Here is an 18,418-nt window from a genome sequence, read left to right on the forward strand (position 1 = left end):
GCCGAGAGGCGGCGCGCCGTTGGGCGCGCCGCCTCTCGTTCGCCACGGACCGCTACTGCGCGCCGATGGCCTGGAGCATGTTCAGCCGGGCGGCGCGGCGGGCCGGCCACAGCGCGGCCAGCACGCCCACGACCAGCGCGATCAGCAGGAACAGGCCGAGCCGGCCCCAGGGCAGCGCCATCGCGTACGTCGGGAAGGACGATCCGACCAGACTGCCGCCCGCCCAGGCCAGGAAGACGCCCAGGCCCATCCCGAGCACCGCGCCGAACAGCGAGATGACCACCGACTCCAGCCGGACCATCTGCTTGATGCCGCTGCGCGCCAGCCCGATGGCACGCAGCATGCCGATCTCCCGGGTCCGCTCGAACACCGACATCGCCAGGGTGTTGACCACGCCGACCACCGCGATGACGACAGCCATGCCCAGCAGTCCGTAGACCATGTTCACCACGGTGTCGATCTGCCCCGCGGCCTGCTTGCGCAGATCGTCATGGCTCTGGATCTTCAGCAGCGGGCTGTCGCCCAGGGCGTGCCGGATCTTCCCGGCCACCGCCTCGGATCCGCCGCCACTGGCCTTGACCAGCAGGGTCTCGTCCTTGGCCCGGTCCGTGTGCGGGGCGACCAGGGACATCTCGGCGAAGGCGTCGCCCAGCATCTCGTTGTTGGCGTAGACCGCGGCGATCTTCAGCTTCGTCTTCTTCTTGTCGGTGAACTCGGCGGGTACCACCTCACCGGCGTGCCAGCCGCGCTGCTTGGCCCAGCTCTGCGAGACGGCGATGCTCTTGCCGCGGACGGCGTCCAACGAGCCCTGGGTGAAGGTGAGTTCAGTGACCTTGTCGAGCTGCCGGACATCGGTGCCGCGCAGATACCCGAACCCGCCGCCGCTGCCGATGCCCGTCCCGCGGAACGGGACCGCCGCCTCGACGCCCGGTATCTCCGCCACCTTCTTCGACTGTGCGGGGTCCAGCCCGGTGAAGGTCGAGGTCTCGATCTTGTAGTCGGCGGTGAGGCCGTTGGCCGCCATCTTGTCCATCGCCACCTGGGCGGAGTGCCCCACGACCGTCATTCCGGTGATCATGGTGAGGCCGATCATCAGCGCGGAGGCGGTGGCGGCCGTACGGCGCGGATTGCGCAGCGCGTTCTCCTTGGCCAGCTTGCCGCCGATGCCGAACAGCCGGGTGGTGACCAGACCCGCCAGCGAGACCACCGGCCGGGACAGCAGCGGCGCCAGAATGATCACGCCGGTCAGCGTCAGCATCGAGCCCGCCATGGCGATCGGCAGATCGTCGCCGGACTTCAGGGTCGAGACGTACAGCATGACGGCCGCACCGGCGCCGGTGACCACCGCGCCGATCGCGTTGCGCACCACCAGACTGCGCGTCGCGGGCGGCGCCTCCACGCTGCTCAGTGCCTCCACCGGGGCGATCTTCGCGGCCTTGCGGGACGGCAGCCAGGCGGCCAGGACGGTCACCACCACCCCCACGGCCAGCGCGGCCAGCACCGTGGACGGGCTGATGACGACCGGCCCGTCCGGGAAGCCCGCGCCGTTGGCGTCCAGCACCGCGCGCAGCCCCACCGCGATGCCCGCGCCCAGCGCGAACCCGATGGCGGACGAGATCAGGCCCAGCAGCGCCGCCTCGGCCAGCACCGAGCGGACGACCTGCCGGCGCGAGGCGCCCACCGCGCGCAGCAGCGCGATCTCGCGGCTGCGCTGCGAGATCAGCATCGTGAAGGTGTTGGCGATGATGAACACCCCGACGAACAGCGCGATTCCGGCGAAGGTCAGCAGGGTCTTGCTCAGCGCACTGTTCTGCTCGGCGATCATCTTGGCCTGCTCGGCGGCCAGTTCACTGCCGCTGGTCGCTACGGCGCGGCCCTTGGGCAGCAGCTCGCGGACCTTGGCGGTCAGCGCCTGCTGGTCGGTGCCGGGGGTGGCGCTCACCACCAGCTCGTCGAACTGCCCCGGGTGCAGATACAGCCGCTGCGCGGTGGCGGTGTCGAACAGCGCCAGACTGCCGCCCGCGGTCACCTGCGGATCGTCCGTCGCCACCGTCCCGACCAGCTTCTTGGTCAGCACCGGCCCGTCGGTCGCGAACTGCACGGTGTCCCCGATGCGGTACCCGGCGGCCTTGGCCGTGCTCTCGGCCAGCGCCATCTCCTTCCCGTCGGCCGGGCCGCGCCCCGCCACCAGCGGATAGCGGCCGTCCTTGCCGTCCTTGCCGGGCTGGTAGTTGACGGCGCGGTTCTGCCAGCCGTTGCCGACGGGTTGGCCGTCCGTGCCCGCGAGGGTCGCCTGGCCGGTGACATCGGACCGTACGGAGGCCACGCCGGGCAGCGCCCGGATCCGGTCCGCCAGCCGGTCGTCGAGCGCGGTGGCCCGCTTGCCGTCCTTGCCCGCCTTGCCGGCGTCGGGCGTTGCGGGGTCGTCGTTCGTCGCCTGGACGGAGACGGCGACGTCCTTGAGGTTCTTGGCGGAGGCGTTCTTGACCGCCTCGCCGACGGTGTCGCTGAAGATCAGGGTGCCGGCGACGAAGGCGACGCCGAGCAGGACCGCGAGCGCGGTCATCATCAAACGGGCTTTGTGCGCAAGGACGTTGCGCAGCGCGGTTCGCAGCATGGTGGTGTGTCAGTCCTGAGGTGAGGGAGTCCGGGTGCGGGGACGGCGCGCGGGGCGGCCGTGCGCCGCCTCAGCTGGTACGGCCCTTGGCGTCGAACAGCCGCATCCGGTCCAGGACGGCGTCGGCGGTCGGCTCGTAGAGCTCCTCGACGATCCGGCCGTCGGCGAGGAAGACCACCCGGTCCGCGAAGCTCGCGGCGACCGGGTCATGGGTGACCATCACCACCGTCTGCTGCATCGCCTGCACCGACTCGCGCAGGAAGCCCAGCACCTCGGCGCCGGAGCGGGAGTCGAGATTGCCGGTCGGCTCGTCCGCGAAGATGATCTCCGGCTGGGCGGCCAGCGCCCGGGCCACCGCCACCCGCTGCTGCTGGCCGCCCGACAGCTGCGCCGGCCGGTGCGCCAGCCGCTCGGACAGGCCCACGGTCTCGATGACGCGGCTGACCCACTCGCGGTCCGGCTTACGGCCCGCGATGTCCATCGGCAACGTGATGTTCTCCAGCGCGGTCAGCGTGGGCAGCAGGTTGAACGCCTGGAAGATGAAGCCGATCCTGTCCCGGCGCAGCCGGGTCAGCTGCCGCTCGCCCAGCGAGGCGAGCTCGACGTCGCCGATCCGGGCGGAACCGGCGGAGATGCCGTCCAGCCCCGCCATGCAGTGCATCAGCGTGGACTTTCCGGAGCCGGACGGGCCCATGATCGCGGTGAAACGGGCCCTGCCGAACTCGACGGAGACCGAGTCCAGCGCGACCACGCGGGTCTCGCCCTCGCCATAGACCTTGGTCAGGTCCGTGGCACGGGCGGCGACGGCCGCGGCGGCGCGGTCGGGGGAAGCGGACGAACCGGAGAATCCGGGGTAGGCGGCGGCCGCATGGGACACGGGGACTCCTGAAGACGATGCGGGACGAGGGACGGTCGAATGTCGTTGTCCCTATTCTCGAATCCGCAGGTCAGCCCGGTCGTCAACCCGGGGGACCGAATGCCGCACCGGTCTGGAGTGCCATGCCGCACCCCCGCGTCATACCGTGGACGGACCCGTCTCCGACCTCCGGCCGACGCGCTCCCAGAAGGCGTCCAGAATCCCGTCGAGGAAGGCCCGCCCGGCCCTGCCGGACTCGTCGGCGCCGCCCCCGCCGCCCCAGTTCAGCGTCCCGGCCATGTTCGCCTGATAGTCCTCGTGCAGCTCTTGCAGCACATCCTGGACGCGCTCCTTGGGCAGCGCCACGAGCTTGCCGACCGGCCGCACATACGCCTGCCACCGCGTGGTGACCGCGCTGGTCAGCATCTCGGTCAGGGCCTCGTTCTGCCCGGTGAACCGCACCAGCGCGGGCGCCGGCAGCCGCAGCGCCTCGCCCAGCACCGCCGCCTGCCGGTCGTTGCCGGTCCACCTGCCGCCGTCCTCCAGCCGCTCGTACGCCCGCCGGTTCATCCCGAGGCGCAGCGCCAGATCGTCCACCGCGATCCCGAGCGCCAGCCGGTATTCGCGCAGGGTGCGCGGTGCGCCCAGCAGCTCGGCGGGCGCGCACCACAGCGCGCCCGCCAGCGCGGTCAGCTCCTCGGCCGTCGGGGTGCTCTCGCCCAGCTCCCATGACGCCACCGCGGCGGGCGCGATCCGCAGCCCGTAGGCGGCCGCCATGCCGTACGCGACATGGGCGGGCGTCATACCGAGGGCCTCGCGCAGCCGGCGGGCGGCCTCGGCGTTGAAAGGGGGCCTGCGGGGCTCCCCGACGTGCGTGTTCACTGGGCCACGGTAGGTGAGCGGAGGTTTTCACACCTATTGGGCAGATGAACAAGGTGTGAACTCGTAGCTTCATACGGAGGAACGAACTCATCAGTTGTCGACCCATACCGTCCGTACGGTACGGACCGTACGGACGGTATGGCACACCGCTATCGCCCCGCCCGCGCACCGGCCCCGGCGCCGGTCAGTGCCCCGACCAGCGATAGCGCAGTTCCGGACGGCCCACCTGGCCGTACTGCGGGGCGCGGGCGGCCCGGCCGGTCTCCACGAGGTGTTCCAGATAGCGGCGGGCGGTGATCCGGGAGATCCCCACGTCGACCGCCGCCTGCGCCGCCGTCAGCCCGCCCTGCGCGGCCCGCAGCGCCTCGGTCACCGCCGTCAGCGTGGCGGCGGTCAGCCCCTTGGGCAGCGCGGCCGGCCACGGGGCGCGCAGCGAGGCGATCGCCCGGTCCACCTCGTCCTGGCCGCTGGCCTCGCCCGCGGTGGCGCGGAACTCCGCGTAACGGGTGAGCCGGTCGCGCAAGGTGGCGAAGGTGAACGGCTTCAGCACGTACTGCACCACGCCCAGCGAGACGCCCTCGCGCACCTTCGCCAGATCGCGGGCCGAGGTGACGGCGATGATGTCCGCGCCGTGCCCGGCCGCGCGCAGGGTCCGGACCAGCTGGAGCCCATGGCCGTCGGGCAGATACAGATCGAGCAGCAGCAGATCGACGGGGTGCCGGTCGAGGTGGCGGCGGGCGTCGCCCATGGAGTGCACGGTGCCCGAGACGGCGAAGCCGGACACCCGGCCGACGTACAGGGCGTGGGCCGCGGCGGCGACCGGATCGTCCTCGACGACCAGGACCCGGATGGCGGGGGCGCTCACCGGACGCCTCCTTCCGCGGCCGGCCCGCCCGGGGACGCGGCGTGCAGCGGCAGCCGTACGGTGAACCGCGCGCCGCCCTCCGGCGGCCGGTCCACGGTGAGCGTGCCGCGGTTACGGCGTACGGCCTGGTCCACCAGGGCCAGCCCCAGACCGCGGCCCGGACCGGCCTTGGTGGACCAGCCGCGCCGGAAGATCTCCTCCCTGGCGTCCTCGGCCACGCCCGGGCCGTTGTCCGCGACGCACAGCAGCAGTTCGTCGCCGTCCGCCCGCGCGGTGACCCGGACCGCCGCGGCGGGTAGCGGCGGGGCGGTGGCATCGAGGGCGTTGTCGATCAGATTGCCCAGCACCGTCACCAGATCGCGGGCGGGCAGCCCGGGCGGCAGCAGCCCGTCGTCGATCCGGCTGTCCGGCGTCAGGATCAGCTCCACGCCCCGCTCATGGGCCTGCGCCGCCTTACCGAGCAGCAGCGCGGCCAGCACCGGCTCGGCGACCGCGTCGACGACCTGGTCGGTCAGCGCCTGCGCCAGCTCCAGTTCGGCGGTCGCGAAGTCCACCGCCTCCTTCGCCCGGCCCAGTTCGATCAGCGAGACGACGGTGTGCAGCCGGTTGGCCGCCTCGTGCGCCTGCGAACGCAGGGCCTCGGCGAAACCCCGCAGCGAGTCCAACTCGCCGGACAGCGCCTGGAGTTCGGTGTGATCGCGCAGGGTCACCACACTGCCCCGGCGCTCTCCGTCCGAGACCGGGGAGGAGTTGACGACCAGCACCCGCTCGGCCGTCAGATGCAGTTCGTCCACCCGCGGACCGGCCGCCAGCAGCGCCGCGGTCAGCGGATCCGGCAGCCCCAGCGCCGTCACCGGCCGGCCCACCGCATCCCCCGACAGCCCCAGCAACTCCCGCCCGCCGTCGTTGATCAGCGCGACCCGGCCCTCCCCGTCGAGCAGCAACAGCCCCTCGCGCACGGCGTGCAGCGCGGCCTGGTGGTAGTCGTACATCCGGCTCAGCCCGGCCGCATCCAGCCCATGGGTGTGCCGCCGCAGCCGCGCATTGACCACATACGTCCCCAGCCCGCCCAGCGCCAGCGCACCCAGCGCCACCGCGAGGACCGCCAGCACCTGGTCGCGCAGCTGCGCGCTGATCGTCTCGATGGTGATCCCGGCGCTGACCAGCGCCGTGATCCGCCCGCCCCGCAGCGGATCGCGCACCGGCGCGACCACCCGCACCGACGGCCCCAGCGTCCCCTGATACGTCTCGGGAACGATCCGGCCGCGCAGCGCGGGCCCGACGTGCCCCAGGTACTTCCTGCCGATCGCCGACGGGTCCGGATGCGTCCAGCGGGTCTTGTCCGGCGCCATCACCACCACGAAGTCGACGCCCGCGGCGCGCCGCACCCGCTCGGCGTACGGCTGGAGCGCGGCCGTCGGATCCTTCGTACGGGCCGCCGCCACCACCGCCGGGGAATCGGCGACGGCACTCGCCACGGCGGTCGTCTTCTGCCGCGCGGCCGCCTCCGCCTGCCGCTGCGCGCTCAGATACGCGAACAGCGCGCAGCCGGCCACCACCACCGCCATCAGCACCACCTGCATGGCGAAGAGCTGCCCGGCCAGACTGCGCGGGCCGCGCGGCCGCCGGGACGGCCGGGGACGGGGGAGGGGCATGGCAACAGTCTGCACGCTCGCCCCCGGAACCGGCCCTGCGGTCACTTTCCTTCGTGCCTTCCTCCGGCTTCCCGTGAACGAAATGCACGTAAGGGTGACGGGCGCCACAGCGGCGTGCATAGTCGCCGGAACCCGTCGTGCCGGAGCCGCAGATCAGCGCACGACCGTTACCCGAGGAGGCAGCCGTGGCTGCACAGACCCCGCCGTCCGGGGACATCGCCGAGGAGACCGCACCCCCCGCGGAACCGGCACCGAAGAAGCGGGACCGGACCCACTATCTCTATCTCGCCGTGATCGGCGCCGTACTGCTCGGCATCGTCGTGGGCTTCGCCGCCCCCGGTGTCGCCGTCCAGCTCAAACCGCTCGGCACCGGGTTCGTGAACCTCATCAAGATGATGATCTCGCCCGTCATCTTCTGCACCATCGTGCTGGGCGTCGGCTCGGTCCGTAAGGCCGCCAAGGTCGGCGCGGTCGGCGGGCTGGCGCTGGCCTACTTCATGGTGATGTCCACCGTCGCGCTGGCCATCGGGCTGGTCGTCGGCAATGTGCTGGAACCGGGTTCGGGCCTCCATCTGACCGAAGCCGTACGGCATGCGGGCCAGGCGCAGACCACCGGCGGCGCCGAATCGCTCTCCGGCTTCCTGATGGGCATGATCCCCACCACGCTGGTCTCCGCCTTCACCCAGGGCGAGGTGCTCCAGACGCTGCTGGTGGCGCTGCTGGTCGGCTTCGCCCTCCAGGGGCTGGGCACCGCGGGCGAGCCGGTGCTGCGCGGCGTCGGCCACCTTCAGAAGCTGGTCTTCCGGGTGCTCGCCATGATCATGTGGGCGGCTCCGGTGGGGGCGTTCGGGGCGATGGCCGCGGTGGTCGGCGAGACCGGGCTGGGCGCGCTCAAGGATCTCGCGCTCCTCATGGGCGGCTTCTACCTCACCTGTCTGCTGTTCGTGATCGTGGTCCTCGGCACGCTGCTCCGCCTCGTCGCCGGGGTGAACATCTTCGCCCTGCTGCGCTATCTGGGCCGGGAGTTCCTGCTCATCCTCTCCACCTCGTCCTCCGAGTCGGCGCTGCCGCGGCTGATCGCGAAGATGGAACACCTGGGCGTGAGCCGCTCGGTGGTCGGCATCACCGTCCCCACCGGCTACTCCTTCAACCTCGACGGCACCGCCATCTATCTGACGATGGCCTCGCTGTTCGTCGCCGACGCGATGGACAAACCACTGAGCCTGGGCCAGCAGCTCTCGCTGCTCGTCTTCATGATCATCGCCTCGAAGGGCGCGGCGGGCGTCACCGGCGCGGGTATGGCCACGTTGGCCGGTGGGCTCCAGTCCCACCGGCCCGAACTCGTCGACGGCGTCGGGCTGATCGTCGGCATCGACCGCTTCATGAGCGAGGCCCGGGCGTTGACGAACTTCGCGGGCAATGCGGTAGCCACGGTGGTGGTGGGCACGTGGACCAAGGAGGTCGATCGCGGCCGGGTGGCCGCGGTGCTGGCCGGCCGCGAGCCGTTTGTTGGTTGACCCCACGTTGTCGGCCGTCCCGCCGCGGTGTCTTCTCGCCGTTGCTCCTGCGGCGGGCTGTTGCCGCTGCGCGGGGCTGTTCGGCTGCGGGACCGGGCCTCCGGACTTCGTCCTGCGGCCCGGCCCCTCCCCGTTGGGGGTGGGAGGAAACCAGTGGGGGTGTTCGTGAGCGGTCGGGTGCGGCTTGTCGAGCGAGTCATACGGGACTGGGCAGATGACGCCCGCTTCCACGAGGGCGCGCCGGCATAGGACCGTTCTCGTATGCGGCGGTGGACGGGTGCGCCTACAGGTCCTGGAAGGGCGGCACAATGCGGACGATCACGATCAGGCTGTCTCTTGGCGCCACCAAGAAGTAGAACCAGCCGCCTGCCGCGTCCATGCGACGCAGGCCGCCTGGTCGGGGGCCGTTGCCGAAGTCGCTGACGTCGACCCCCATCCCGGCCAGCTCGATCAGCTGCCCCGCGAGACGCTCCACTTCGGTGACCACGTGAGTGGGGATGCCGCCTGCCACGTGAGCATGATCTGGGTCGTACTCCCAGCGCCAGTCGGTGCTCACCGCGGTGGGAGGGCGAGCGCGGCGTGTGCGTCGTCAAGGATTTTGCCGATCGCGGACGCGGCGCGCCGGGCCTGCGTCGCGTCACCTGTCTCGGCGGTGTCCTCCCAGTGACGGAGTTCTTTCGCGAGGTTCGGCTGGCGCTGAATGTGTACGTACACGGCCCACTGGGCGATGAACCGCTGGAGCGGGGCCAGGTCGGAAGCCTGGCGGGAGTGATCGGCGGCCTGGTCCAGTTCCCGGGTGAAGGCAGGCAGGGCGGCGGGGGCGATCTGCACGATGGCCTGGCGGAGGGCGGTGACGGTGGCAGGCGGTTGAGGGATGAGTGGCTGCCCGGCGGCGGAGGTGGTCATTGCTGCTCCCATGGGCGAGATTCTGATCCCTGGGAGCAGCGTATCGAGTGCGGGTCCAACCACATCGCCCGAACGTGTGAGGATGAAGCGATTGAGGTTCCAGCGGGGGCGATGCCGAGGGGGAGGAACCGCCGCCCGGCGGGTCATCGAACCTGCCCCCCCGTCCCGCCGATCCTTACAGGGTATGTGCCCCCTGGTCTCTCATGTACCGGCATCAACGCCGGGTGCTCACGTGGCATGCGCGCTCGCGCCGCAATGGCTCCAGCCGAACCCGCTTCACCGACCTCATTCTGTCGTGCGAACGCTATGTGAGCAGCTCAGAAAGGTACTTCTCAGTGAAGTCCCGCGTGCGCCCGAAGTCACCGTTGATCTCTTGGCCGCCAGCGAGTGTCACGAGAGCATGCCCACTGCTGCCCTGCCGATGACCGGGAATGGCCGAACTTATTTTCGAGGTGCGTTCAGCTGAGAGCCGCACCAGGGATGAAGGCCACGAGACCGGAGAGGAAGCTGCCGATTGCAGCCAGCGTCACGAGCGTGGCCTTGCCGTCCGTGAACAGTCCTGAGCAGAAGGTGCGGACCTGGCGTCGCAGGATCAGCATCTTGAGCTTCTGCCAACGATGCTGGCGGATGTGGCAGCCCATGAGGAGCCCGGTTGCGTTGTTACGGCAACCATCTTCCCGCCCTCTGACGGGGGCGCCGCATGTCACCGGCGCTTGGAAGAGAGACCAGATCAAGACCAGAGCTGACAGAGTGGCGACAATCGCCGGCCCCGCTGCCTTGTTGATCCATGCGGCGATCAGCAACGCCGCCGCGATGATGCCCCACCATTGTCCCAAGCCGCCGAGTCGACTGCTTCTTGCCCCCGAAGTCGCCATCCCCGTCGGGCAGAGCCGACCCCAGTTCGTCTCCGACGGGGCACTCAGCTTGACGCCCGCCCCCACCGGCCTTCAACCACCCACTCGTGGGAGGGGACGGACCGTAGCGGCGAAGCCGCGTAGGGCCGTCACCGCACCCGACAAACCCACGCCCGCCGCTGGGGGTACTTCCCAGCGTTAGCTGGGGGAGTAACGGCGAAACACCCCCGCGGCGGGAAAGACAAGAACGTGGGGCCCAAGCACCACGCAGCGGACGGGACGACTACGTGGGGACGAACCAAACGGTGGCCAGCGGCGGCAAGACCGCCGTCACCGACACCTCCCGCCCGTTCCAGGGCGTCGGCCCCGGCCGGAGGGGCTCGGGGTTGCCGACCCCGCTGCCGCCATAACGGACCGCGTCCGTGTTGAGCGCCTCGCGCCACGCGGCAACGTCCCCGGGGACGCCCAAACGATACGCATGGCGGACAACGGGCGAGAAGTTGGTGACCGAGATCAGCGGGGTGCCATCGGCCGCGTAGCGGACGAACGAGAAGACGTTGTCCTCGGCGGCACCGCCGTCGATCCAGGCGAAACCGGCCGGATCGGTGTCGCGTTCCCACAGCGCGGGCGCCCCCGCGTAGGTGTGGTTGAGGTCGCGGACCAGATCGCGTACGCCCCGGTGGTCCGCCTCCGCCCCGTATGACGGGTCCAGCAGCCACCAGTCCGGGCCGTGACTCTCCGCCCACTCCGCGCCTTGGGCGAACTCCTGGCCCATGAAGAGGAGTTGCTTGCCGGGATGGGCCCACATATAGGCCAGGTAGGCCCGGTGGGTGGCGCGCTGCTGCCACCAGTCGCCGGGCATCTTCGACACCAGTGCGCGCTTGCCGTGCACGACCTCGTCGTGGGAGATCGGCAGCACATAGTTCTCGGAATAGGCGTAGATCATGGAGAAGGTCATCTCGCCGTGGTGGTACTTGCGGTGCACCGGCTCCTTGGAGACATAGACCAGGGAGTCGTGCATCCAGCCCATGTTCCACTTCAGTCCGAAGCCCAGCCCGCCGAAGCCGCCCGGTCCCACATGGTGGGTGGCGCGGGTGACGCCGTCCCAGGCGGTGGACTCCTCGGCGATGGTCACGACGCCGGGGCAGCGGCGGTAGACCGTGGCGTTCATCTCCTGGAGGAAGGCGACGGCGTCGAGGTTCTCCCGGCCGCCGTGGACGTTCGGGGTCCAACCGCCGTCCTCGCGCGAGTAGTCGAGGTAGAGCATCGAGGCGACGGCGTCCACCCGCAGGCCGTCGATGTGGAACTCCTCGCACCAGTAGACGGCGTTGGCCACCAGGAAGTTGCGGACCTCGGCGCGGCCGTAGTCGAACTCCAGGGTGCCCCAGTCCGGGTGCGCGGCCCGGGCCGGGTCCTCGGGCTCGTAGAGGGGGCGGCCGTCGAACTGCGCCAGCGCCCAGTCGTCCCGCGGGAAGTGCGCCGGCACCCAGTCCATCAGCACGCCGATACCGGCCTGGTGCAGCGCGTCGACGAGGTGACGGAAGTCGTCCGGGGTGCCCATCCGGGCGGTGGGCGCGTAGAAGCCGGTGACCTGATAGCCCCACGAGCCGCCGAAGGGGTGCTCGGCGACCGGCATGAACTCCACATGGGTGAAGCCCAGGTCCTTGACGTAGGCAGGCAGTTGTTCGGCGAGTCGGCGGTAGGTGAGGCCGGGGCGCCAGGAGGGCAGGTGGACCTCGTAGACGGAGAACGGCGCCTGGTGGACGGGCCGTTCGCCGCGCCGCGCCATCCAGTCGGCGTCCTGCCACCGGTGGTGCGACTCCTCCACGACCGAGGCGGTGGCCGGCGGGCACTCCGTGCGCCGGGCCATCGGGTCCGCGCGGACGGTCTTCGAGCCGTCCGGCCGGGTGATCTCGAACTTGTACAGCTCGCCCTCGCCGATGCCCGGGACGAACAGCTCCCAGATCCCCGACGACCCCAGCGAACGCATCGGATGGGCGGTGCCGTCCCAGAAGTTGAAACCGCCGACGACCCGCACGCCCCGGGCATGCGGCGCCCAGACGCCGAAGCGCGTCCCGGTCACCCCCTGATGGTCCATGGTCCGCGCACCGAGCGCCCGCCACAGCTGTTCGTGCCGGCCCTCGGCGCACAGATGCAGATCGAGTTCGCCGAGCGCGGGAAGGAAGCGGTAGGGGTCCTTGACGGTCACCGTGGCGTCGTCGTAGTCGACCAGCAGCTCGTAGTCGGGAATCGTGCGCAGCGGCAGCACCCCCGCGAACAGCCCGTCCCCCTCGGGGTGCAGCCCGGCGCGCAGCCCCTTCGCCAGGACCGTGACGCTGCGGGCGTACGGCCGCAGCGCCCGCACCAGGACCCCGCCGCGCACCGGATGCGCGCCGAGCAGCGCATGCGGATCATGATGGGCGCCGTCCAGCAGCCGGCGCCGGTCCTCGTCGCCGAGCGGGGCGGCGGCCCGTACCCCGCGGGTTGCGGCCTTCGCGCCGCCCGTGCGGGAGGCGGCGGACTGCCGGGCCTTACGGGCCGGTCCGGGCGCGGGGTCGGGGGCGGAACGCCGGGGCGGCGGCGATCCGGAGGCGCCCCGTGGGGCGTTGGGTGGTGACGACGGGCGGGCGGTCACGGAGGGTGCCTCCTCGGGGCGGGGCGGAGCACGGCGACAACTCAGGGGTCACAGGACGTACGGGAGTCACGGGCGGCGCAGCGGTCACGGGTCAGTCGCCCGCCGCCAGTCGCCGCACCGCGGCCATCGGGACGGCCAGCCAGTCGGGCCGGTGCCGGGCCTCGTACAGCACCTCGTAGACGGCCTTGTCGGTCTCGTAGGCGCGCATCAGCTCGGGCGCCGCGTGCGGATCGAGGCCGCCCGCCTCGGCATAGCCGTGGCAGTAGGCGTCGCGGGTGCGTTGCGCCCACTCCAGCGACCAGGCGTCGCCGCCGGCCGGCCCGCTGCGCGCCGCGTAGTCGAAGGACCGCAGCATCGCGGCGACATCGCGCAGCGCCGGCTGGAGGCGGCGGCGTTCGGCCAGCGGCCGGGCCGGTTCCCCCTCGAAGTCGATCAGCGACCAGCGGCCCTCGCCGGCGGTGCGCAGCGTCTGGCCCAGGTGCAGATCGCCGTGGATGCGCTGGGCGGCCCAGCTCCGCCCGTCGTGACCGAGGGCGGCCAGCGCGTCGAACGCCGTTCGCAGCCGCGGCCGGTAGGGCTCCAGCAGCGGCACCGCCCGTGCGGTGGCCTCCAGCCGGGCATGCATCCGGGCGGCGATCTCGGCGAGCTGCGGCCGGTGCAGTGCGGTGGTCGGCAGGGCGCGGGCGAGCGCGGTGTGCACCTCGGCGGTGGCATGGCCCAGCGCCCGCGCCGGGCCGGTGAAGTCGGACCGTACGGACAGGGCGTGCAGCGCCAGCTGCCAGCCGTCCGCGGAGTCCGGCAGATAGGGCTGGAGCACGCCCAGGGTCGTCGGCTCGCCGCCCTCCTCGGCGGCCTCCGACTCGAACCACGCCACCGGCGCGGGCACCCGCGGGCAGTGGGCTCCGGCCAGCGCCCGCGGCAGTTCCAGATCCGGGTTGAGACCGGGCGCGATCCGCCGGAAGACCTTCAGAATGAACGTATCTCCGTACACCACCGAGGAGTTGGACTGTTCGACGGCGATCGGCCGGGCGGGCAGTCCCGAGGGCAGCTCGGTGTCCGGCTCGCGGCAGAAGCGCAGCGCGCCGATCCGGCCCGGCACCCGCAGCCGCTCCAGCAGCAGCCCGCACAGCCGGCTGTCGAGGAGCGCGTCGTAGACGGTACGGCCGCGCAGCGGACCGCCGGCGGGACGGCCGAGCGCGGCGGGCGCCAGCCGTGGCGGCAGCGCGGGGTGCACCCCGAGCAGCAGCTGGTAGCAGTCGCCCGCGACGGTGGCCCGGGTCGGCGGTGCGGCCTGCTGGGCGCGCACCAGCAGCTGCACCATGCCCGGCGTGCCGCCGTCGGCGGTGCACGGCAGCAGTTCGGTCGCCGAGACCAGTGAGAAGCCGGTGATCAGCCGTCCCTTGCCGGCGAACCAGCGCTGGCGGGGCACCCAGGCGGCGAGCAGCGGCGCGAGGGAGGACAGCAGATCGGGGGCGGCATGGAGCGGACGGTCAGGGGTCCTTCGGGTGGCACGGGTCGAGGCGGTCTCCGACATGGCGTCGCGTCCTTTCCCCGGGCACACGACAGATAGCGCAAAGTGTCCCGGAATGCGGCCTTGACTGTGCGGCGGCGCGGTGGGGGTACCCCCAGACGGAGGTCCGTGGGAGTCGTGCCCGAGCGAAAGGTCAAAAAACGCCCGTACGCGCATACGGCCGCGTACGGGCGGATTTCTGGGAGCCGGCGCCCGGTGGGGCGGCTCCGGTCGGTCGGCGCCCGTGCGGGGCTCAGGCGGCGGGGTTCCTGCGCAGCCGGAACCAGTAGAAGCCGTGGCCCGCGAGGGTGAGCAGGTACGGCAGTTCGCCGATCGACGGGAAGCGGACGCCACCGATCAGTTCGACCGGATGACGGCCGCTGAAGGCCGTGAGGTCCAGCTCCGTCGGCTGCGCGAAGCGCGAGAAGTTGTTCACGCACAGGACGAGGTCGTCGTCCGCGCCGCCGGTGCCGGGCGATTCCCGCAGGTAGGCGAGGACCGCCGGGTTGCTGGAGGGGAGTTCGGTGTAGCTGCCGAGGCCGAACGCCGGGTTCTGCTTACGGATCTCGATCATCCGGCGCGTCCAGTGCAGCAGCGAGGAGGGCGAACTCATCGCCGCCTCCACATTGGTGACCTGGTAGCCGTAGACCGGATCCATGATCGTCGGCAGCGAGAGCCGACCGGGGTCGCAGGAGGAGAATCCGGCGTTGCGGTCCGGCGTCCACTGCATCGGGGTGCGCACCGCATCGCGGTCCCCGAGCCAGATGTTGTCGCCCATGCCGATCTCGTCGCCGTAATAGAGAATCGGCGAACCGGGCAGGGACAGCAGCAGCGCGGTGAACAGCTCGATCTGGTTGCGGTCGTTGTCGAGCAGCGGGGCGAGCCGGCGGCGGATGCCGATGTTGGCGCGCATCCGCGGGTCCTTCGCGTATTCCGCGTACATATAGTCGCGCTCTTCGTCCGTGACCATTTCGAGGGTCAGCTCGTCGTGGTTGCGGAGGAAGATGCCCCACTGGCAGCCGGACGGGATCGCCGGGGTCTTGGCGAGGATCTCCGACACCGGGTAGCGCGATTCCCGGCGCACCGCCATGAAGATCCGCGGCATGACCGGGAAGTGGAACGCCATATGGCATTCGTCGCCGCCGACCGCGTAATCACCGAAGTAGTCGACGACGTCCTCCGGCCACTGGTTGGCCTCGGCCAGCAGCACGGTGTCCGGATAATGCGCATCGATCTCGGCGCGCACCCGCCGGAGAAAGGCGTGCGAGGCGGGCAGATTCTCGCAGTTGGTGCCCTCCTCGGCGTAGAGATACGGCACCGCGTCCAGCCGGAAACCGTCGATGCCCAGGTCGAGCCAGAACCGCAGGGCGGAGATCATCTCCTCCTGCACCGCCGGGTTCTCGTAATTGAGATCCGGCTGATGGGAGAAGAAACGGTGCCAGTAGTACTGCTTGCGCACCGGGTCGAAGGTCCAGTTGGACGCCTCGGTGTCGACGAAGATGATCCGGGCGTCGCCGTACTGCTTGTCGTCGTCCGCCCAGACGTAGTAGTCGCCGTACGGCCCTTCCGGGTCGGTGCGCGACTCCTGGAACCACGGGTGCTGATCGCTGGTGTGGTTCATCACCATATCGATGATGACCCGCATACCGCGCTGGTGCGCGGCGTCCACGAATTCCACGAAGTCGGCCAGATCACCGAATTCGGGAAGCACCGAGGTGTAATCGGAGACATCGTATCCGCCGTCCCGCAGCGGTGATTTGAAGAACGGCGGCAGCCACAGGCAGTCCACCCCCAGCCATTGCAGATAGTCGAGCTTCGATGTGATGCCCTTGAGATCCCCGACGCCGTCGCCGTTGCTGTCCTGGAACGACCGCACCAGGACTTCGTAGAAGACGGCCCGTTTGAACCAGTCGGGATCGCGGTCTTTCGCCGGTGTGTCCTCGAACGTGTCGGGGACGGGCTCATTGACGATCAATTGGGTGACCCTCCGATCGGTGAGGACGGTCGCAGTGACAGCACATGAGCGGGTGCGGGCGTACGACCCGGCTCCAGGCGCACATAGTTGTCCCTGCCCCAGTGGTAGGTGTCGCCGGTGAGCTCGTCGCGCACCGGCAAGGAATCGTGCCGGCCGAGGCCGAGTTCCGGCATGTCCAACGACACCGTCGCCTCGTGGGTGTGGTGCGGATCGAGGTTGACCACTGTGAGCACCGTGTCGGCCTCGTCCCCGTGGCCCGACCGCTTGGAGTAGGCGATCACGGAATCGTTGTCGACGTGGTGGAAGTGCAGGTTGCGCAGCTGCTGGAGCGCCGGATGGCGGCGCCGGATGCGGTTGAGCGCGGTGATGAGGGGGGCGATGGTACGCCCTTTCCGGGCCGCCGACTCCCAGTCGCGGGGCCGCAGTTGGTACTTCTCGGAGTCGAGGTACTCCTCGCTGCCCGCCCGCAGCGCGGTCCCCTCGCACAGCTCGTAGCCTGCGTAGACACCCCAGGTGGGAGAGAGCGTGGCGGCCAGTACGGCGCGCACCTCGAAGGCCGTGCGGCCGCCGTTCTGAAGGTAGGCGTGCAGGATGTCCGGGGTGTTGACGAAGAAATTCGGCCGCAGATAGTCGGCGCTGACGCGGGACAGCTCGGTGAGGTACTCGGTCAGCTCCTGCTTGGTGTTGCGCCAGGTGAAATAGGTGTACGACTGGTGGAAACCGATCTGCGCGAGGGTGTGCACCATCGCGGGACGGGTGAACGCCTCGGCCAGGAACAGGACATCGGGGTCGGTGCGGTTGATATCGGCCAGCACCTTCTCCCAGAACGCCACCGGTTTGGTGTGCGGATTGTCGACGCGGAAGATCCGTACGCCCTTGGCCATCCAGAAGCGCAGCAGCCGCTCCGTCTCGCGCACCAGCCCCCGGAAGTCCGTGTCGAAGGCGAGGGGGTAGATGTCCTGGTACTTCTTCGGCGGGTTCTCGGCGTAGGCGATGGAGCCGTCGGCGCGGTGGTGGAACCACTGCGGGCGCTGCTCGACCCAGGGGTGGTCGGGGGAGCACTGGAGGGCGAGGTCCAGGGCCACCTCCATCCGCAGGTCGCGGGCGGTGCGCACGAAGTGGTCGAAGTCCTCGAAGGTGCCCAGGTCCGGGTGGAGGGCGTCGTGGCCGCCGTCGGCGGAGCCGATCGCCCAGGGCGAGCCGACGTCGTCCGGCCCGGCGGACAGCGCGTTGTTGCGGCCCTTGCGGAACGATGTGCCGATGGGGTGGACGGGCGGGAGGTAGACCACGTCGAAGCCCATCGCGGCGACGGCGGGCAGCCGTTCGGCGGCGGTGCGCAGGGTGCCGGCGACGACGCTGCCGTCGGGGGCGGTGATCGCGCCCTCGGAGCGCGGGAAGAGCTCGTACCACGAGCCGTACAGGGCGCGCCGGCGCTCGACGATCAGCGGCATCGGGCGGGAGACGGTGAGCAGTTCGCGCAGCGGATGGCGGCTCAGGGCCCCGGTGACCTCGGGCAGGAGCGCGGCGGCGAGGCGGGCGGCGGCGGGGAGTTCGGTGTTGCGCAGCGCGTCGACGGCGTCCAGCACCGCCTCGCGGCCGTCGCTCTTGGGGACGTCGGCGGCGGCCCGCTCGTGCAGTTCGGCGCCCTCGGCGAAGGTGAGTTCGGTGTCCATGCCCGCGGGGATCTTGACGGCGGCGTGCCGGCGCCAGGTGGTGAGCGGGTCGGACCAGGCTTCGACGGTGTACGTCCAGCGGCCTTCGAGGGCGGGGGTGACCTCGGCGCTCCAGCGGTCGGTGCCGGGAGCGACCTCGTGCATCGGGGTCCAGGGGCCGCAGCGGCCGGCGGGATTGCGGAGGACGACGTTCGCCGCGACCGCGTCATGGCCTTCGCGGAAGACCGTGGCCGAGACCTCCAGCGTCTCGCCGACCACCGCCTTCGCCGGGCGGCGGCCGCAGTCGATCTGCGGGCGGATGTCCAGTACAGGGATGCGACCGATCATGGGCTCACCTGGGCTAGTGATGCTCTGCGCGATTTTGTCCTTTCTATCCGCTCCACGGTAGGGGGGCGGGTTCCGGGCATCGGCGCTCCTGTCCGCTTTCACTCGGTTGGCGGTGACTGCGGCGGGCGACGGCCCATGGGTGAGCC

The 18,418-nt window shown here is 70.9% G+C and carries 13 protein-coding genes; 1 reads left to right on the forward strand and 12 read right to left on the reverse strand.

Annotated elements, in window-relative coordinates; genetic code table 11:
• Positions 1 to 52: 52 nt before the first annotated feature.
• The 5 genes from B1H19_RS27790 to B1H19_RS27810 all read right to left on the reverse strand — a co-directional run bounded on the left by B1H19_RS27790 (position 53) and on the right by B1H19_RS27810 (position 6,875).
• On the reverse strand, positions 53 to 2,617 hold the full coding sequence (locus B1H19_RS27790; RefSeq protein ID WP_083107473.1) for an ABC transporter permease: 2,565 nt from the start codon (positions 2,615 to 2,617) through the stop codon (positions 53 to 55).
• 70 nt (positions 2,618 to 2,687) lie between these two features.
• A complete protein-coding gene (locus B1H19_RS27795) occupies positions 2,688 to 3,494 on the reverse strand; it encodes an ABC transporter ATP-binding protein (protein ID WP_083107474.1) in 807 nt (268 codons plus the stop codon).
• Positions 3,495 to 3,632: 138 nt separating this feature from the next.
• A complete protein-coding gene (locus B1H19_RS27800; protein WP_083107475.1) occupies positions 3,633 to 4,355 on the reverse strand; it encodes a helix-turn-helix domain-containing protein in 723 nt (240 codons plus the stop codon).
• A gap of 184 nt (positions 4,356 to 4,539) precedes the next feature.
• A complete protein-coding gene (locus tag B1H19_RS27805; RefSeq protein ID WP_083107476.1) occupies positions 4,540 to 5,220 on the reverse strand; it encodes a response regulator in 681 nt (226 codons plus the stop codon).
• Positions 5,217 to 6,875 (reverse strand): sensor histidine kinase, encoded by a 1,659-nt coding sequence (locus B1H19_RS27810; protein WP_083109912.1) that lies wholly within the window; start codon positions 6,873 to 6,875, stop codon positions 5,217 to 5,219. The genes B1H19_RS27805 and B1H19_RS27810 overlap by 4 nt, the downstream gene beginning before the upstream one ends.
• A 185-nt stretch (positions 6,876 to 7,060) precedes the next feature.
• Here B1H19_RS27810 and B1H19_RS27815 point away from each other — a divergent pair, with 185 nt between their 5' ends.
• Complete coding sequence (locus B1H19_RS27815; RefSeq protein WP_083107477.1) at positions 7,061 to 8,392, forward strand: cation:dicarboxylate symporter family transporter; 1,332 nt, start codon at positions 7,061 to 7,063, stop codon at positions 8,390 to 8,392.
• 283 nt (positions 8,393 to 8,675) lie between these two features.
• Here B1H19_RS27815 and B1H19_RS27820 read toward each other — a convergent pair whose 3' ends face one another.
• The 7 genes from B1H19_RS27820 to B1H19_RS27850 form a co-directional block, all read right to left on the reverse strand.
• Positions 8,676 to 8,948, reverse strand: a complete 273-nt coding sequence (locus B1H19_RS27820; RefSeq protein WP_083107478.1) for a hypothetical protein — start codon at positions 8,946 to 8,948, stop codon at positions 8,676 to 8,678.
• Positions 8,945 to 9,298 carry a DUF6247 family protein gene (locus B1H19_RS27825; protein WP_083107479.1) on the reverse strand — a complete coding sequence of 118 codons (354 nt, stop codon included), beginning with the start codon at positions 9,296 to 9,298 and terminating at the stop codon, positions 8,945 to 8,947. Before B1H19_RS27825 ends, B1H19_RS27820 begins: the two co-directional genes overlap by 4 nt.
• 458 nt (positions 9,299 to 9,756) lie before the next feature.
• Positions 9,757 to 10,134 carry a hypothetical protein gene (locus B1H19_RS27830; protein ID WP_237289532.1) on the reverse strand — a complete coding sequence of 126 codons (378 nt, stop codon included), beginning with the start codon at positions 10,132 to 10,134 and terminating at the stop codon, positions 9,757 to 9,759.
• Positions 10,135 to 10,435: 301 nt separating this feature from the next.
• Positions 10,436 to 12,787 carry a 1,4-alpha-glucan branching enzyme gene (glgB, locus tag B1H19_RS27835; RefSeq protein WP_083107480.1) on the reverse strand — a complete coding sequence of 784 codons (2,352 nt, stop codon included), beginning with the start codon at positions 12,785 to 12,787 and terminating at the stop codon, positions 10,436 to 10,438.
• Between the two features lie 91 nt (positions 12,788 to 12,878).
• Positions 12,879 to 14,321 carry a maltokinase N-terminal cap-like domain-containing protein gene (locus B1H19_RS27840; protein ID WP_083107481.1) on the reverse strand — a complete coding sequence of 481 codons (1,443 nt, stop codon included), beginning with the start codon at positions 14,319 to 14,321 and terminating at the stop codon, positions 12,879 to 12,881.
• A 229-nt stretch (positions 14,322 to 14,550) separates the two neighbouring features.
• The gene (gene treS / locus B1H19_RS27845; RefSeq protein WP_083107482.1) at positions 14,551 to 16,272 is read right to left on the reverse strand and encodes a maltose alpha-D-glucosyltransferase; all 1,722 of its coding nucleotides are present in this window, start codon (positions 16,270 to 16,272) and stop codon (positions 14,551 to 14,553) included.
• Positions 16,269 to 18,272, reverse strand: coding sequence for an alpha-1,4-glucan--maltose-1-phosphate maltosyltransferase (locus tag B1H19_RS27850; RefSeq protein WP_083107483.1), 2,004 nt, complete (start codon positions 18,270 to 18,272; stop codon positions 16,269 to 16,271). The genes treS and B1H19_RS27850 overlap by 4 nt, the downstream gene beginning before the upstream one ends.
• Between the last annotated feature and the right edge of the window lie 146 nt (positions 18,273 to 18,418).

The organism is Streptomyces gilvosporeus, from assembly GCF_002082195.1.
GTDB classification, from domain to species: domain Bacteria; phylum Actinomycetota; class Actinomycetes; order Streptomycetales; family Streptomycetaceae; genus Streptomyces; species Streptomyces gilvosporeus.